Origin of the sequence: Mesorhizobium sp. M0664, from assembly GCF_040320565.1 — a bacterium.
Classification (GTDB): Bacteria; Pseudomonadota; Alphaproteobacteria; order Rhizobiales; family Rhizobiaceae; genus Mesorhizobium.
In genome coordinates this window covers 383724-400301 of record NZ_JAMYPW010000001.1, presented here as the reverse complement: position 1 = coordinate 400301, position 16578 = coordinate 383724, and the positions used below count along the sequence as shown (strand labels likewise).

The window sequence follows — 16578 nt, the reverse complement described above, 5'->3', positions numbered from 1 at the left end:
TTCCCCGCTTACTTGTAGATAAAGCCGACAACGCCGTGGTAACGGCCGTTGGGCTTGTTGGTCTGCATGGTGCCGTAGACACGGTTGACGCGGCCAAGGAAAATGCCGGCGCCATCGCTGGCGGCGTTGAAATTGTCATCCGGCTTGGCAAGATCGTTGCGCGCCACCGGCTTCACCAGATAGGGCGTAATGATGATGACGAGCTCGGTCTCGTTGCGAACGAAATCCCTGCTGCGGAACAGCGCGCCAAGCACTGGAATCTTTGTCAGACCGGGCAAGCCGTTGACAGCTTGCCTGAGATCATCGCGGACAAGGCCGGCAATCATCATCGAGCCGCCCGAAGGCAGTTCCACTGTTGTGTCGGCCAAGCGCTTGCGGAGCGACAGGGCATTCATGCCCGGGCTCGTTACGCCTTCGGACAAAGACACAGATCCCTCCGTTGTCGGCTCGGAAACCGAGGTTCTGACTTTCAGGCTGATACGGCCGGGAGACAGCACCACCGGCTGGAATTCCAGGCCAATGCCGTATTCGATCTTCTCGACCGAATACGTCTTCAGACCGGTCTGGTTATCGTTTGATACGGCTTGGGAAACGCTGGTCACCATGTTGTATTCGCCGCCAACCTTGAAGGTCGCCTTCTCGCCGGATACGGCCGTCAATGTTGGTTCGGCGAGGGTTTTCATGACACCGGACTGTTCCATGGCATTGATGTAGGCCTGCAGCGTCGAGCTCCCGATAGAGAGGCCCGAGTTCGACAGCGACTTGCCCAAACCAGTGAAATTGTCGCTTACCGCGCCCCAGCTGATGCCGTTGCTGCTGCCGTTGCCCACCATGTTGACGCCGAGCTGCTTCATCACCGAGCGGCTGACTTCCGCGACCGTCACCTTCAGCGTCACCTGGTCGTCGCCGATGATCTGCAGCAGGTTGACGATCTTGCTGACGCGGCGCTCGGCATCCGGGTTATCGATCGCGACGCCGGCTTCAGCCGAACCGCCGGCAGCGGTCTGCGAGTATTGACCCGTGGTTGCCTCGCCGCCGGACACGAAAATAGTTGCCAGATCGGCCGCGCGCTTGGCGTCCAGAGGAGTGTCCACGGTTCCGGTCAGAACGACGTTGTCGTTCAGCAACTCGACCTTGACCTCCGATGACGGGATGAAGCGCTTGATATAATCCTCCAGCCCGGCGACGTCACGTTCGACCGCTAGGTCAAGGCTGACGATCTGCTCGCCATTCGAGCCAAAGACGAAGATATTTGTCTCGCCGACCGCCTTTCCAAACAGATAGATGCGCCTGGCGGTGCGGGTCACCGCGTCGGCTACAGCGGGGTTGGCGACGAGAATGTCGTAGGCATCGCTCGGGAGGTCGATGACCACCGACTTGTTCAGTCCGAGCTTAACCCGCTGGGTGGCGGTCGAAGCCGTCACCCTGGCATTGCCCGCCGCACTGGCATCGACAATGCCATATGCATTCGTTCCAAGGAGAAACAGGCCGATCGCCGCAGCCAGGATGAGCGGCAGTTTGGTTTTTAGCCTCATTTCCTTGCCCCCACTTCGGAAACTTCGCCCGACTTGATCAACCGCACTGTTCCGCGCCGGCCATTGCCGGAAACCAGGTAATCGGCTTCGCCCACATTCTTGTCCTGGCTGTCCTTGATCGAGCGCAGCGCCAATGTCAGGCGATCCGCCATCTGCTGTGCGACGGTGATGATCTCGGACTGCTGCGGCGTCAGTTCCAGGGTGGCGGTCTGGCCAACCCTGGTCTTCTTACCTTCCTCGTCCTCCTGAATGGTCTGGTCGATCGCCAGGACGCGAATGTTCTTCAGGATAGTTTCGGTCGTGAAGCCCGGACCACCGCCATTGGCGGGATCGGCTCGGCGGGTCATGATGACGTCGACGAAATCGTTGGGAAGAATAAAGCCACCGGCCGAGGTGTCGGCCGAGATGCTTGTGGCAACGGCCCGCATGCCGGAGGGCAGGATCGACGACATGAAGCTTTGCCCTTCACCGATCAGCTTCGAGCGCCGCAGCGGCTCGCCGGCGTAGAGCGCCACGCGAGCGACGGCGCCCTTCAGCTTGTCCAGCGCTTCAGGCTCGGCGGCGCGGGTGATGAAATTTGCGTTGATGCCTGCGGACGGCCATGACTCCCAGGAAATGTTGTTTTCAAGCGGACTGCCCATCGGAACGTCGCCGGAAAGAACAAGCACATCCTGCAGCGCGATCGCCGGCGCCTGAGGACCGGAATCGACAACCGGAGGCGGCGGAGCCACGACCATGTTCTTCGCGACATAGCCTGCACCACCGGCCGCGGCTATCGCCACGCTCAGAATAATCAATCGGGATGCTGGCATCTGTCCGAACCTCGCCTTGGCAAACCACGTAGCCAAGCGGGACTTTGCAGCGGCAATCGTCAAAACAAGGTTAATGTTATACTTACGATCGTGATTAATTTAACGTTTATATAAATTGGACCGACAAGCCCGGCCCGAAGGAAAACGTGGCCAACTCGCCTGCTCGGCGCCAACCGCGTAAAGTGAAATTCAGCCCGCCAGCCTGGTGAGTGCCCAGGCCATCAATGGCGAGTCGGAATAGGTGAGCAGACCGCCAATGCCAAGCGCGATGCCGTACGGAACGCCGGTCGCCTCATCGGCGAAATGGCGCAGGAACGGATTATGGCTTGTGACGGCGGCAAGCGGCGATTTTCGATAGGCGAGGATGGCTAGCGTCAGCAGGCCGCCGATGAATGTCGAGGCGACGAGGTATTCGATGAGATGGATGTTCAGTCCCATCCACATGCCAGTGGCAGCCAGAAGCTTGGCGTCGCCGCCGCCCATGCCGCCCAGCGCGAACAGGCCGAACGTCACCGCGAGAACCAGGCCGGCGGCGGCGAAATGCCAGCCATAGGTGGCCCAGTCCATACCGGTCAAAGGCGCAACCAAGGCGAAGACGACCACAAGCAACACCGGCACGCGATTGGCGATCGTCATCGAAAGCATGTCGGAGATCGCGGCAAAAAGCATGCAGAACGGAAATACGACGAAGATCACGGCTTCAAGCATCGGCGCGCCTATGACCCAATTGCATCTGGCCCCCAACCCAATCCTATTCGACTAACGACTGATGAGGCGCAAATTTCAATTCATACCAGGACTAAATAAGGGCCGCCAGTGCGGCGGCCCTTATTTCAGAACAAGCGAACCCGTTACGGTCAGCTACCGTTCACCTTAGTGGAGATGGCGGTGAACTTGGCGTTCAGCGAGTTGCCGAGCTGGCCGGCGCCGACCATGATGGCGAGTGCGATAAGAGCGGCGATCAGACCGTATTCGATAGCGGTCGCGCCGGATTCGTCCTTCACAAAACGTGCGATGAGGTTAGACATTCGAGCTCCTACTCCAATTGTTACAGCACTTCCGTCAACTTCTCTTGGTGGCTGATCGGATACTGCGAATCTAAGGAGAAGCTGTTTCAATCGGCTTAATAAACAGGCTTACCGATTCCTTTCCCGCTTCGACGACATTGCGTGGTTAACCCAGAACTAAAATACCCGCCGCCAGGGCCCCGGCCGACAAAAGGCGCAACAGGCGCAATTCGGCAAAGACGTTTCAGCCGTGCCGGCTAGACCCAATGCCGGTTCCGGCTTGATTCTGAATTCCAGCCGCTTAACGGTTGGTTCACCAATCTCGTTCATGTTCCGTTGAACAGTTTGCCAGGGGGCGCCTCAATGGCCGGGCCGAGATCATCATTTCCAGTTGCCGTGCTTTTTGCCGCAGCGGCTTTCGCCTTTCCAGCCAAGGCCGGCGCCGGCATCGAGGTGACGATGAACCAGGCAAAGATCATCAAATTGTCGCGCGCCGCCGATACGATTGTCGTCGGCAATCCGGCGATCGCCGACGCCTCCGTGCAGGACGCATCGACGATCGTACTGACCGGCAAGGGATTTGGCGTCACCAATCTCGTCGTCCTCGACCAGCAGGGCAATCCGATCGTCGATGAGCAAATAACCGTCGTGCGCCAGGCAGCGTCGTCGGTGCGCATCTATCGGCGTTCCGAAGTACAGACCATGTCCTGTGCGCCATATTGCGAAAGCTCGTATAAGAGCGATGCCGAGAAGGCCTCTGAAGCCGAAATGAGCGCCGTGCATTAGCTAGCCGACGTCTCCGTCTTTGGCGGGAACGTGCTTCGGTTATCGCCGGGTTAAGGCCTTCCCGTTGAATTTAACGGTCATTCCAACCGGACTTCAATCGGTTCCGACTAAGGGTGGACCGATACAGAAGCGGCATCGGCGGGCAGCGGACATGAGCAAGGCAGGACGAGCAGGTTCTCCAAGACGGTTTTTGGGCGACCGCCGCGGAAGCACGGCGATCGAATTCGCCATGCTTGCAATTCCTTTCGCGCTTCTTGTCTTCGCCATCCTGGAGAGCTGCATTTCTTTTGCCGCACAGGAAGTGATGGCAAACGCAACCGACGACATCGCGCGCCAGCTGCGTACCGGCCAATTAAGACCGACCGATGTGTCCGGCACCAAGCTGCGGGATATGATCTGCACCAAATTGGAGATCATGGTCGCCAAGACCTGTCCCGGATTGCTGGTGGACTTGCGCGAATATCCGACCTTCGCCGATGCGGCGCTGGCCGGTTTCAAGGTCCAGGATGGCGACGTCGTGCTGACCAAAGGCACGAGCACACAGACCTTCACCGTCGCACCTGGCCTGGCGGAGTCGAGAAACATGCTGCGTGTTTTTTACAAATGGCCGGTGATGACCGACTTCATGGCCAAATCGATGGCCAACCTGAAGGACGGCAAAACGCTGCATTTTGCTTCGATCACTTGGCAGAACGAGCCGTTCGACAACTGAACCACGTAGTCGCTTGAAAAGGGCAAAGCCATGATTCGTGCGGGGGCACAGCTGGGCATCGCAGGGATTTGTACAAGAGCAGTCCGACTTTGCTCGGACCGCCGCGGTATTGCGGCTGTCGAGTTTGCCCTCATCGTGCCTATCCTGTTGATCATGTACTTTATGACAATGGAGGCCTCGCAAGCCATCGAGACCAGCAAGAAGGTCAGCCGCATCGGCAGCATGGTAGCGGACCTCGTCACGCAGCAGCAGACCGTCAAGGCGGCCGATGTCGATGCCATCATGGCGATCGGCAGTTCCACGCTCCAGCCCTACAACCGCTCGAAACCGAAGATCATTATCACGGCGATACAGGTGACGAACGAGACGACGCCGAAAGTCCTGGTCGTGTGGTCGCGCAAACTGGTCGATGGCGTCTCTAGCGTCGACGCGGTCAAGGATTCCACCACAACGGTCCCTAGCGCGCTCAAGATCAAAGGCACGTTCCTCATCCGGGTCGAAAGCGATCTCGCCTACAAGCCAATCATTACCTGGTCGGCGGACGGCCAAAGCCGGTTCGGGTTGAGCTCGGTCTTCAATTCGATATCGATGGCGGAAACTTATTATCTGCGGCCGCGCAGGAGCCCGACCATTCCGTGCAGCGATTGCTGACGCCTGAAGCCCGCTAACCGGTCTGTTGCTATTGCTTGCGACCGCGGGCCGAGACTAGACGCACGATGGCTGCAGCCAGCACATAGTCCCTCGACCGGCAACGGTTCGGCGACGATACCGATACGGAACGTTCTGATAACATCGCGCCAATCGGCTCGCGCCAGGTTTGTGCAAGACGCATCCAGCAGCAAAGCCAGTACGGTGGCGAATGCTGTCAGGGCAAGCCTCATGCGAGCTCCGCGCCGCGCATTTCCATCCGCAGATCGACCATGCCGCGATTCGTCTCTCCGGGACCAGCACGCCAAGCCGTGCTGTTTGGGTTTCCGAATTGCCAATGGCGGCGCGGAACCCTATGTCTGAGCCAACACACAGGCAATGATGAACCTTTCGATGGCACGCGCCTTCCTTTTTGTCCTCGACTCCTTCGGCATCGGCGGCGCGGCCGATGCCGAACGTTATGGCGACACCGGCTCCAATACGTTCGCACACATCGCGCGGGCCTGCGCAGAAGGCCGCGCCGACCGCGAAGGCCTGCGTGCCGGACCCCTTCTTGTACCAAACATGCTCGCGCTCGGTCTCGGCCAAGCCGCGGCAACGGCAACGGGTTTCAGGTTTGAGAATGCCGGCAGTGCACCGCTTGCCGCCGCCTTTCACGGCGCGGCCCAAGAGGTTTCGAGCGGCAAGGATACGCCATCGGGCCATTGGGAAATAGCCGGCCTGCCGGTCCGTTTCGACTGGGGTTACTTCCCAGACAAGATTCCTGCCTTTCCGGCCGAGTTGACCGAAGCAATGGTGCGTGAAGGGAAGGTGCCTGGCATCCTCGGCAATTGCCATGCTCCGGGCACCGAGATTATCGAACGGTTCGGCGAAGACCATATCCGCACCGGCAAGCCGATCTGCTACACTTCGATCGACTCCGTCCTGCAGATCGCCGCGCATGAGGTTCATTTCGGCCTGGAACGGCTTTACGAGTTCTGCAAACTGGTGCGCAGGCTCGTCGATCCGCTGAATATCGGCCGCGTCATCGCGCGGCCGTTTATCGGTGAAACCGCCGCCACGTTCGAGCGAACGCATAATCGTCGCGACTATGCCGTACCGCCACCGGAACCGACGCTGCTCGACCGGCTGACGGCGCGCGGCAGCCGGGTTATCGCGATCGGCAAGATCGGCGACATTTTCGCCCATCGGGGGATCTCGGAAGTCCGCAAGGCTGCCGGCAACATGGCGATGTTCGACAAAACGCTTGGTGCCATGGAAGACGCCCGCGACGGCGACCTCGTCTTCGCAAACTTTGTCGACTTCGACACCGAGTTCGGGCATCGGCGCGACGTTGCGGGATATGCCGCCGCACTCGAAGCTTTCGACCGGCGCCTGCCCGAGGCATTCGCACGGCTGAGGCCAGGCGATCTGCTCATCTTGACCGCCGATCACGGCAATGATCCGACGTGGCGCGGCACCGACCACACGCGCGAGCGTATTCCGATTATCGGGACACGGCCGGGTTTCAAAGGCGCAGACATCGGACTGAGGACAACATTTGCCGACATCGGCGAAACCGTGGCCGAACATCTCGGGCTGGCGCGCGGCCGTCACGGCACCTCCTTCCATGCCACGATAGGTGGCCATGCCTGAGCTGCCGGAGGTAGAGACAGTCAGGCGCGGTCTGCAGCCGGCCCTTGAAGGTGCCCGCATTGTCGGTGTCGAGGCACGCCGGCCGGATTTGCGGTTTCCGTTCCCCGAGAGATTTTCGGAGCGGCTGACCGGCAAGACGATTGCGGCGCTCGGCCGCCGTGCCAAATATCTGACAATGCACATGGACAACGGCCCGGTTCTGATCTGCCATCTCGGCATGTCGGGTTCGTTTCGCATCGAAACGGCCGACGAGAGCGCAACGCCCGGCGCGTTCCACCACGAACGCTCGAAAAACACTGCTCACGATCACGTCGTCTTCGACATCGCATCCCCTTCCGGCGTCCGCTCTCGCGTGATCTTCAACGACCCGCGCCGCTTCGGGTTCATGCTGTTTTCGGAAGGGGAGCCCGACATGCATCCGATGCTGGCGGGATTAGGCGTCGAGCCTACAGGCAACGCACTGGACGGCGCGCTGCTCGCTTCGTTGCTGAAAGGTCGCAAGTCACCGCTGAAAGCGGCACTTCTGGACCAGAGGCTGATTGCCGGGCTAGGCAATATCTACGTCTCGGAAGCGCTTTGGCGGGCCGGCCTGTCGCCGCTGCGCGAAGCGGGCACCCTCGCGAGAGCCGGCAAGAAAGCCAAAGAGCAAAGCGAACGCCTGGCCGAAGCAATCCGCTCGGTCGTCGCCGATGCGATCGCCGCCGGCGGCTCGTCGTTGCGCGATCATATGCAGACCGATGGATCACTGGGCTACTTCCAGCATTCCTTCGCGGTTTACGATCGCGAGGGGGAAGGCTGCTCCAAGCCTGGTTGTGGCGGCCACATCGAGCGTATCGTGCAAAGCGGTCGTTCGACCTTCCACTGCCGGGCCTGTCAGGCTTGAACCAGAACCGAGGAGGAGCAAAGCATGGGCTATGAAACCATCATCGTCGAAACCCGCGGCAAGGTCGGGCTGATTACGCTGAACCGGCCGCAGGCGCTCAACGCGCTGAATTCACAAGTGCTGGCGGAACTGGTCGCGTCGGTGAATAGCATGGGCGCCAATGCCGACATCGGCGCCATGGTCATCACTGGTTCGGAAAAGGCTTTCGCGGCAGGTGCCGATATCAAGGAAATGCAGTCCATCTCCTATGTGGATGCCTATCTGCAGGATTTCTTCGTCGGCTGGGAGGAATTTACGCGGGCACGAAAGCCGATCATCGCGGCAGTGGCGGGCTATGCGCTGGGGGGCGGCTGCGAACTGGCGATGATGTGCGACTTCATCATCGCCGCCGACACCGCCAAGTTTGGCCAACCCGAGATCACGCTGGGCGTCATGCCCGGCATGGGCGGATCGCAGCGCCTGACCCGCTTTGTCGGCAAGTCGAAGGCGATGGATATGTGCCTGACGGGTCGAATGATGGACGCATCCGAGGCCGAGCGTTCCGGCCTTGTCTCGCGCGTGGTGCCAGCCGGCGAGTTGATCGAGGAAGCGCTTAAGGCAGCGTCCAAGATCGCTGGTTTTTCCTTGCCGTCGGTGATGATGGCAAAGGAGGCCGTCAACCGCGCCTATGAGACGACGCTCACCGAGGGTCTGCGGTTCGAGCGCCGGCTATTTCATTCGCTGTTTGCGCTGGATGACCAGAAGGAAGGCATGGCGGCCTTCAGCGGCAAGCGGAAGCCGAATTTCACGAACCGATGAGATGACGAAGGCGCCGGTCAAAAAGAAAGCGCTGCAGCGTTGACGCGCCGGAAAAGCTGAACTATAAGCCGCACCAACCGAGGCGGCCCTGTGGCTGCCCGTTTGTTTTTTGCGCCCTGCGGTATCCCGCAAGCGCCCACCAGATCAGAAGAGAGGCACCATGGCCAATACCTCCTCGGCCAAAAAGGCAACGCGCAAGATCGCCCGTCGCGCAGCGATCAACAAGAACCGCCGCTCCCGCGTCCGGACCTACATCCGCCAGGTCGAAGAGGCGCTCGCGGCCGGCGACAAGGCGGCCGCACAGGCTGCCTTCAAGGTGGCCGAGCCGGAATTGATGCGCGCCGCGACCAAGGGCGTGGTGCACAAGAACACGGCATCGCGCAAGGTGTCGCGGCTGGCCCAACGGGTCAAGGTGCTGTCGGCCTAATATATCTTTTCCTGAACTGCGCTTCTTCAAACCCGGCCAATCGCGCCGGGTTTTTTTCGTTTGCCGGCAAGTACTTAAAAGAAAGCCCGCAAAATGGCGCTCCGCATGCATTTCAAAGTTCGAAATGCTTTGCCGGCGTATACATACCCGCTGATATTCGCAGCCTTCGAAACCGCCAATGCGAAAATTTCCGAGCGTCACAGATTACTGTTTTTTTTCAGAGGCTTACCGATGGTGATCCACAGCTTGTTCACATCGGCTGTGGCCGATAGGCGGCAATTGGCTGTCAAGTGAATTATTTCAGAAAATTTCGCGTTGTGTGGCCTTTTTCACATTCGCCGGAAAAGGGTTTGAATCACAATGGCTTTGTCAAAATCAACTGTTGCGGCATGGCGTTCGAAACGTCCCTTGCTAGTCAGATTCCTTAAAAATCCGTTAGGGGTGGCCTTGCCCTATCCACAGCGATTTCGGTAATGTCTGTCCATCGAAGGGACGGGCCCTTGGCCCTTGACCAGCCTGAAACCGGCCAGCTCAAATTGGCAGAGTTTACAGCGCGGATTCAACTCCGCGGACGGGGTTGGTTTGTCTTTTCGATACGGTAGGGGACTGGCGTAATTGTACATGGCAGGTCGACGGTGCGCCGGCGGTTTTTCGCCGGACGGCATTTTGTTGCCCTGACATGACCAAAGCGGATCGGCTCTTCGGCGCCGGACCGACAACGAGGCGATTCATCAGCCCGGCGGCGGCGATGGTGTCGCAGCGAAGACACGGTCGCCGGAAACATGGATGCAGGAGGCGCATCCCCGGCGGAAAACAGGTACAAGAGACAAGGAACTCGATCATGCAGAGCGGCGGCATCGAAAGGGAGCTTACAGGCGACCTCCCATTTCCTGGAACGTTAATCGGAAGGAACGACATGGCGGCTTCCAATGAAGCTGAACAGAAGTTCGATCGGGTCAAGGCCCAGTTGAAGGCGCGTCTGGGAACCGAGGTCTATTCGAGCTGGTTCGGGCGCATGAAGGTCGCTGAATCCTCTAAGGGCATTGTCCGCATCTCAGTGCCAACCGCATTCCTGCGTTCATGGATCAACGGCCACTATCTCGATCTCATCACCGAGTTGTGGAAGCACGAGGATCCGGAAATCCTCAAGATCGAGATCGTGGTTCGCACCGCCACACGGCAGGGCCGCAACAGCGTCGAGCCAGAAGTGGCCCCGGCGCGCAAGATGACCAGGCAGACGCAAACCGCGCTCTCTGCGGGCACGGCGAGCCCCAGCAGGGTCGAACGGGTCCCGGTACCCCGCCCGGGGATGCCGGCAGAAACCGAGTTCCGGCACAATGTTCTCGGTTCGCCACTCGATCCACGCTATACTTTCACCTCCTTCATCGAAGGACCATCGAACCGAGTGGCTTTTGCCGCCGCCAAGGCGGTCGCGGAATCGCAGTCGAGCGCGGTGCGTTTCAATCCGCTCTTTCTTCACGCGACGGTCGGGCTGGGCAAAACGCACCTGTTGCAGGCGATCGCCGCAGAATCGCTGAAGCAGAATCCGAAATCGCGGGTCGTCTATCTGACGGCTGAGTATTTCATGTGGCGGTTCGCCACCGCGATCCGCGACAACAACGCACTGACGCTGAAAGAACAGCTGCGCGACATCGACCTCCTCATCATCGACGACATGCAGTTCCTGCAGGGCAAGTCGATCCAGCACGAATTCTGCCATTTAATCAACATGCTGCTCGACAGCGCCAAGCAAGTGGTGGTCGCTGCCGACCGGCCGCCGTCGGAATTGGAGTCGCTGGAGCCACGCGTCCGCTCGCGCCTCAACGGCGGCGTCGCGCTGGAAATGTCAGCCCCGGATTTCGCCATGCGTATCGGTATGCTCAAGCTCAGGCTTGCCACCGCCAAGCTCGACGATGCGTCGCTCGATATTTCCGAAGAGATCCTCAACCACGTCGCCCGCACGGTGACCGGCAGCGGACGCGAGCTCGAAGGTGCCTTCAACCAGCTTTTGTTTCGTCAATCCTTCGAACCGCAGATCACCATCGACCGCATCGACGAGATCCTTGGCCACATCTATCGTTCGGGCGAACCCAAGCGGGTGCGTATCGAGGACATCCAGCGCATCGTCGCGCGCCACTACAACGTGTCGAAGACCGAACTTCTGTCCAACCGGCGCACACGCACCATCGTCAAGCCACGGCAGGTCGCCATGTATCTGTCGAAGGTGATGACGCCGCGCTCGCTGCCGGAGATCGGGCGGCGGTTCGGCGGTCGTGACCATACGACCGTGCTGCATGCGGTGCGCAAGATCGAGGATCTTTCCGGTGCCGACAACACACTGGCGCAGGAACTCGAATTGCTGAGAAGGCTGATCAACGACCAGGCCTGACGGCCCGAAAAACGCCGGCTCGCGGACTCCGGCCTTTTTATCCCCAGAAAGCCCGTGCAGCCGGTCCGAACCGGTGGCGCGGGCTTGCGTTTGCCGGGTTTTTCCTGTCAGTTTACGCAGATTCTGAGCCTGTTCAGACCTTTCGCGGGGCGCCGCTTGCCGGAGACCCGTTCATTCATTCAAGCGAGCCTGTTTTGTCATGCGTGTTATCCTGGAACGGTCAAATCTCCTGAAGTCGCTCAACCATGTTCACCGCGTGGTCGAGCGGCGCAATACCATTCCGATCCTGTCGAACGTGCTGCTCAGCGCCGAGGGGGCCAGCCTTGAAATGAAGGCGACCGACCTCGACCTGGAGGTGACCGAAGCAACGCCGGCAAAGGTCGAACGTGGCGGGGCGACGACGGTCCCGGCACATCTGCTCTACGACATCGTGCGCAAGCTTGCCGACGGCGCGGAGGTGGCGCTGAAGACCGACGAAGACGGCAACGCCATGACGGTGACGTCGGGGCGCTCGAGCTTCCGCCTGCAATGCCTGCCGCAGTCCGACTTTCCCGAGCTTTCAGCCGGGTCGTTCTCGCATATTTTCCGGCTCGATTCCTTCGGACTAAAGGGCCTCATCGAAAAGACCCAGTTCGCCATTTCCACCGAGGAGACGCGCTATTATCTGAACGGCATTTATCTGCACACGCACGAGGCCGGCGGCAAGCTGAAGCTGCGCTCTGTCGCGACCGACGGCCACCGGCTGGCGCGCGCCGAGATCGATGCGCCGGCAGGCTCTGAGGGCATGCCTGGCGTCATAATCCCGCGAAAGACGGTCAGCGAGCTGCAAAAGCTGGTCGACGATCCCGATGTTGCAGTCACCACCGAGTTGTCCGACACCAAGATCCGTTTCACCATCGGCAGCGTTATCTTGACCTCCAAGCTGATCGACGGCACTTTCCCGGACTACCAGCGCGTCATTCCGACCGGCAACGACAAGAAGCTGATTATCGATCGCCAGAGTTTCGCCGCTGCCGTCGATCGCGTTTCGACCATTTCGTCCGAACGCGGCCGGGCGGTGAAGCTTTCGATCGCCGAAGGGCAGGTCACGCTTGCGGTCAACAACCCGGATTCGGGCAGTGCCACCGAGGAACTGGCGGCCGACTATTCGTCCGATCCGATTGAAATCGGCTTCAACGCCAAATACCTGCTCGACGTTGCCGCGCAACTGACCGGCACGGAGGCGAAGTTCATGCTGGCGGATGCCGGTTCCCCGACACTGATCCACGATATGGCCGACGAGACCGCGCTCTACGTGCTGATGCCGATGCGGGTGTAGGGCCCGAACGGGGCCATCTTGCTGTCGTGACCAGATCTGCAAAACCGCAGCAGACGTACATAAGTAAGCTCATACTTACGAATTTCCGCAACTATGCGGCGTTGGCAATCGACCTTGATCCCGGCGCTGTCGTTTTCTCCGGCGACAATGGCGCCGGCAAGACCAATCTGCTTGAAGCGATCTCGCTGCTCACGCCGGGCCGCGGCCTGCGCCGCGCACCCTATTCCGAGGTGGCGCGCGAAGGCGGCGACGGTGGCTTTGCGCTGCATGCCCGGCTTGACGGGCCGGAAGGCCAGGTCGAGATCGGTACCGGAATATCGGGCAGCGACGGCGAAGCCGGCCGGCGGGTGCGGATCAACGGCGCGACGGCACGCTCAGCCGAAGACATGCTGGAATGGCTGCGCGTGGTCTGGCTGACACCGGCCATGGACGGCCTGTTCCCCGGGCCGGCTGCCGACCGCCGGCGCTTCCTAGACCGGCTGGTGCTGGCGATCGATCCTGGCCACGGCCAGCGCGCGCTTGACTACGAAAAGGCAATGCGCGGCCGCAACAGACTGCTCGCCGACGGTTCACGCGACGGTGCCTGGTTCGATGCGATCGAGATGCAAATGGCCGAGACCGGCGTGGCGATTGCCGCGGCGCGTGCCGAACTGGTGCGCCTGCTCGCCGCCATGATCGACCGGCTGCCCGGCGACGGACCGTTTCCGCAAGCCGACATCGGCATCTCTGGCGAACTGGAAGGCGAACTCGGTATTTTGCCGGCCGTCGACGTAGAGGAACGGTTCCGTCGTGCGCTTGTCCAGGGGCGCGACCGCGACCGCACCGCCGGACGCACGCTCGACGGCCCGCACCGTTCCGACCTCGTGGTGCGCCACCGGCCCAAGGCGATGCCGGCCGAGCTCTGTTCGACCGGCGAGCAGAAGGCGCTGCTGGTCGGCATTGTCTTGTCGCATGCGCGGCTAACCGGTGAGATGTCGGGCATGACACCGATCCTGCTGCTCGACGAGATCGCCGCCCATCTCGACGGCGGTCGACGGGCGGCCTTGTTCTCGATCCTGGAGGAACTAAACTGCCAGGCCTTCATGACCGGGACCGATGCCGCGTTGTTTGACAGCCTCAAGGGACGCGCGCAATTCCTGACCGTCGATCACGGCACGGTCAGGCCGACCATTTGAACTTGGTTCATGGCGCACTTCTGAGCGGCATGCATTGATACCTGACAAGCTTTTTCCTCCGCTATATGGTCCGGCGATGATCACAGCCGCCCTCACCGATGAAGAGCTCGAACGCTACGCCCGCCACATCGTGCTGCCCGAGATCGGCGGCGCCGGCCAGCAGCGGCTGAAGCGGGCGCGGGTGCTCGTCATTGGCGCCGGCGGATTGGGAGCGCCTGTGCTCGAATATCTCGCCGCCGCAGGGATTGGCACTCTCGGTATCGTCGACGACGACATCGTTTCGCTTTCCAACCTGCAACGACAAGTGATCCACGGCACGGACATGGTCGGCATGGCAAAAACCGACAGTGCCAGAGCGGCGATCATCCGCATCAATCCAAACGTCGTCGTGGAAGAGCACAATTTCAGGCTGACCGTCGACAACGCCCCTACCCTCATTGCCCGTTATGACATCGTCGTTGACGGCTCCGACAATTTCGAGACACGCTACGCGGTGGCCGACGCCTGCGCCGCGGAAAGCCGGCCGCTCGTGCATGCCGCCGTTGGCCGCTTCGACGGCTCGGTCACCGTACTGAAGCCATTCGAAACCGGCCCGGACGGCAAGTTGAACCCAAGCTACCGCGATCTCTTTCCCGAGGCGCCGCCGCCGGGACTTGTGCCATCCTGCGCGGTGGCCGGCATTGTCGGGGCGCTGACCGGGGTCATCGGCACGCTGCAAGCCATGGAAGCGATCAAGCTGATCACCGGGATTGGCGAGCCGCTGGTCGGACGACTGCTGCTCTACGATGCGCTGGCGGCACGCTTCGACACGATCCGCTACAAGCGAACCAGCCCATGAGCCTGCCTGCCGACGTTTCCATCGTGCAGCTTGCGGCCGATTTCGACCGTTGGGACGAGGTGCTGGCGCTGGTCATGCGCGCCTTCGCCTTTATGGACGAGGTTATTGACCCGCCGTCCTCGGCGCATCGGCTCACCGTTGAAAATCTCAGGGCTAGAGCGCTGGAGGAGACAGCATTCCTGGCACTGAAGGGAAACGAGATCGTCGGTTGCGTCTTCGTCCTGAAGCGCGCAGACGACCTCTATATTGGAAAGCTCGCGGTCGAGCCGACGCTTCAGGGACAAGGCATTGGAAAACAGCTGATGCAGGCCGTCGAAGATCTTGCCCGCAGCCGCAACAGGACCGCCATCGAGCTCCAGACCCGGGTCGAACTGACTGGAAACCACGCTGCCTTCGCCCGCCTCGGCTTTCGCGAAACCGAACGGACAGCACACAAAGGTTACGACCGGCCGACCTCAATCACCATGCGCAAGGTGCTTTTGTAAGCAAACGCTATCCAAAAGCGAGCAGGCAGCTGCCGCGACCAGAATTCGCTGCCACGATGGCCGGTCACGCCCGCAGCGGCAGCACGCGGTCGGGCGGGCGATGACCGTCGAAGAAGGCGCGGATGTTGATGATTACCTTCTCGCCCATGTCGATACGGCCTTCGAGCGTCGCCGAGCCCATATGCGGCAACAGCACGACCTTGCCTTTGTGGGCGAGTTTCAGCAGCTTGCTGTTCAGCGCCGGCTCGTGCTCGTAGACGTCGAGGCCGGCGCCGGCGATCTTGCCGTCATGGATGAGCTTGACCAGCGATTCCTCATCGATGATATCGCCGCGCGCGGTGTTGACTATGTAAGCTGACGGTTGCAGAAGCGCCAGCCGCCGCGCCGAAAGCAGGTGGAAGGTTGCCGGTGTCGATGGACAATTGACCGAGATAATGTCCATGCGGGCGAGCATCTGGTCAAGGCTTTCCCAATACGTGGCTTCCAACTCGTCCTCGATTGCCGGCAGTACGCGGTGGCGGTTGTGGTAGTGGATCGAGAGGCCAAACGCCTTGGCACGCCTGGCGACGGCGGTGCCGATGCGACCCATGCCGACAATGCCGAGCCGTTTGCCCCAAATGCGCCGGCCGAGCATCCAGGTCGGCGACCAGCCCGCCCATTTCTTATCGCCGGTCAGCACGTTGGCGCCTTCGGCCAGCCGCCGCGGTACGGCCAGCATCAGCGCCATGGTCATGTCGGCCGTATCTTCGGTCAGCACGTTCGGCGTGTTGGTCACGGTGATGCCTTTCTTGGCCGCTGCCGCAACGTCGATCTTGTCTACCCCATTGCCGAAATTGGCGATCAGCTTGAGGTTGTCGCCGGCCTGGGCAATCAGCGCCGCGTCGATATTATCGGTGACGGTCGGCACCAGCACATCGGCCTCCTTGACCGCAGCCACCAGTTCCGGCTGCGTCATCGGCCTGTCCTCCACATTCAAGCGGGCGTCGAACAACTCGCGCATGCGGGTCTCGACCGGGTCGGGCAATTTGCGCGTGATGACGACGAGGGGCTTCTTTTTGCCTGCCATTGTTTTCCTCGAACCCGATCTCGTTGAGACCTCTTTAACCAAGAACGGCGAAACTGAGAGCCGA

At 60.7% G+C, this 16578-nt stretch carries 17 protein-coding genes and 1 pseudogene; 12 read left to right on the top strand and 6 right to left on the bottom strand.

The features are described 5' to 3' along the window. Window positions 1–8 precede the first annotated feature (8 nt). From NKI39_RS01795 to NKI39_RS01780, 4 genes are all read right to left on the bottom strand, one after another. Window positions 9–1535: a type II and III secretion system protein family protein gene (locus NKI39_RS01795; protein ID WP_352613899.1), complete on the bottom strand. Its 1527-nt coding sequence runs from the start codon at window positions 1533–1535 to the stop codon at window positions 9–11. Further along, window positions 1532–2347, bottom strand: a complete 816-nt coding sequence (gene cpaB, locus NKI39_RS01790) for a Flp pilus assembly protein CpaB (RefSeq protein ID WP_023676931.1) — start codon at window positions 2345–2347, stop codon at window positions 1532–1534. The genes NKI39_RS01795 and cpaB overlap by 4 nt, the downstream gene beginning before the upstream one ends. A 189-nt stretch (window positions 2348–2536) precedes the next feature. Continuing rightward, complete coding sequence (locus NKI39_RS01785; RefSeq protein WP_352613898.1) at window positions 2537–3055, bottom strand: A24 family peptidase; 519 nt, start codon at window positions 3053–3055, stop codon at window positions 2537–2539. Window positions 3056–3204: 149 nt separating this feature from the next. After that, on the bottom strand, window positions 3205–3375 hold the full coding sequence (locus NKI39_RS01780; protein ID WP_023676929.1) for a Flp family type IVb pilin: 171 nt from the start codon (window positions 3373–3375) through the stop codon (window positions 3205–3207). A gap of 342 nt (window positions 3376–3717) precedes the next feature. Between NKI39_RS01780 and NKI39_RS01775 the strand changes: the two genes are divergently transcribed. The 3 genes from NKI39_RS01775 (at window position 3718) to NKI39_RS01765 (ending at window position 5503) form a co-directional block, all read left to right on the top strand. After that, entirely contained in the window at window positions 3718–4140 is a 423-nt protein-coding gene (locus NKI39_RS01775; RefSeq protein WP_352613897.1) for a pilus assembly protein N-terminal domain-containing protein, read from the top strand. Window positions 4141–4291: 151 nt separating this feature from the next. Then, window positions 4292–4852, top strand: a complete 561-nt coding sequence (locus NKI39_RS01770) for a TadE/TadG family type IV pilus assembly protein (RefSeq protein ID WP_352613896.1) — start codon at window positions 4292–4294, stop codon at window positions 4850–4852. Between the two features lie 30 nt (window positions 4853–4882). Continuing rightward, window positions 4883–5503 (top strand): TadE/TadG family type IV pilus assembly protein, encoded by a 621-nt coding sequence (locus NKI39_RS01765; protein WP_352470083.1) that lies wholly within the window; start codon window positions 4883–4885, stop codon window positions 5501–5503. Window positions 5504–5604: 101 nt separating this feature from the next. Here the strand turns inward: NKI39_RS01765 and NKI39_RS34265 are convergent. Next, window positions 5605–5733 (bottom strand): annotated as a pseudogene (locus tag NKI39_RS34265) (phosphate/phosphite/phosphonate ABC transporter substrate-binding protein); the annotation flags it as partial. A gap of 160 nt (window positions 5734–5893) precedes the next feature. Here NKI39_RS34265 and NKI39_RS01760 point away from each other — a divergent pair. The 9 genes from NKI39_RS01760 (at window position 5894) to NKI39_RS01720 (ending at window position 15448) form a co-directional block, all read left to right on the top strand. Continuing rightward, on the top strand, window positions 5894–7135 hold the full coding sequence (locus NKI39_RS01760) for a phosphopentomutase (RefSeq protein ID WP_352613895.1): 1242 nt from the start codon (window positions 5894–5896) through the stop codon (window positions 7133–7135). Further along, window positions 7128–8018: a bifunctional DNA-formamidopyrimidine glycosylase/DNA-(apurinic or apyrimidinic site) lyase gene (mutM, locus tag NKI39_RS01755; protein WP_352613894.1), complete on the top strand. Its 891-nt coding sequence runs from the start codon at window positions 7128–7130 to the stop codon at window positions 8016–8018. Before NKI39_RS01760 ends, mutM begins: the two co-directional genes overlap by 8 nt. 24 nt (window positions 8019–8042) lie before the next feature. Further along, the gene (locus NKI39_RS01750; protein ID WP_352613893.1) at window positions 8043–8816 is read left to right on the top strand and encodes an enoyl-CoA hydratase; all 774 of its coding nucleotides are present in this window, start codon (window positions 8043–8045) and stop codon (window positions 8814–8816) included. Between the two features lie 160 nt (window positions 8817–8976). Next, window positions 8977–9243 (top strand): 30S ribosomal protein S20, encoded by a 267-nt coding sequence (rpsT, locus tag NKI39_RS01745; RefSeq protein ID WP_023676922.1) that lies wholly within the window; start codon window positions 8977–8979, stop codon window positions 9241–9243. Window positions 9244–10084: 841 nt separating this feature from the next. Beyond that, window positions 10085–11632 carry a chromosomal replication initiator protein DnaA gene (gene dnaA / locus NKI39_RS01740; RefSeq protein WP_031211816.1) on the top strand — a complete coding sequence of 516 codons (1548 nt, stop codon included), beginning with the start codon at window positions 10085–10087 and terminating at the stop codon, window positions 11630–11632. Between the two features lie 199 nt (window positions 11633–11831). Next, window positions 11832–12950, top strand: coding sequence for a DNA polymerase III subunit beta (gene dnaN, locus NKI39_RS01735; RefSeq protein WP_352613892.1), 1119 nt, complete (start codon window positions 11832–11834; stop codon window positions 12948–12950). 26 nt (window positions 12951–12976) lie between these two features. Continuing rightward, window positions 12977–14125, top strand: a complete 1149-nt coding sequence (recF, locus tag NKI39_RS01730) for a DNA replication/repair protein RecF (RefSeq protein ID WP_352613891.1) — start codon at window positions 12977–12979, stop codon at window positions 14123–14125. A gap of 76 nt (window positions 14126–14201) precedes the next feature. After that, the gene (locus NKI39_RS01725) at window positions 14202–14963 is read left to right on the top strand and encodes a molybdopterin-synthase adenylyltransferase MoeB (protein ID WP_352470078.1); all 762 of its coding nucleotides are present in this window, start codon (window positions 14202–14204) and stop codon (window positions 14961–14963) included. Continuing rightward, a complete protein-coding gene (locus NKI39_RS01720; RefSeq protein ID WP_352613890.1) occupies window positions 14960–15448 on the top strand; it encodes a GNAT family N-acetyltransferase in 489 nt (162 codons plus the stop codon). Before NKI39_RS01725 ends, NKI39_RS01720 begins: the two co-directional genes overlap by 4 nt. A gap of 64 nt (window positions 15449–15512) precedes the next feature. Here the strand turns inward: NKI39_RS01720 and NKI39_RS01715 are convergent, their stop codons facing one another. Beyond that, window positions 15513–16514 (bottom strand): 2-hydroxyacid dehydrogenase, encoded by a 1002-nt coding sequence (locus tag NKI39_RS01715; RefSeq protein ID WP_352470076.1) that lies wholly within the window; start codon window positions 16512–16514, stop codon window positions 15513–15515. Window positions 16515–16578 lie beyond the last annotated feature (64 nt).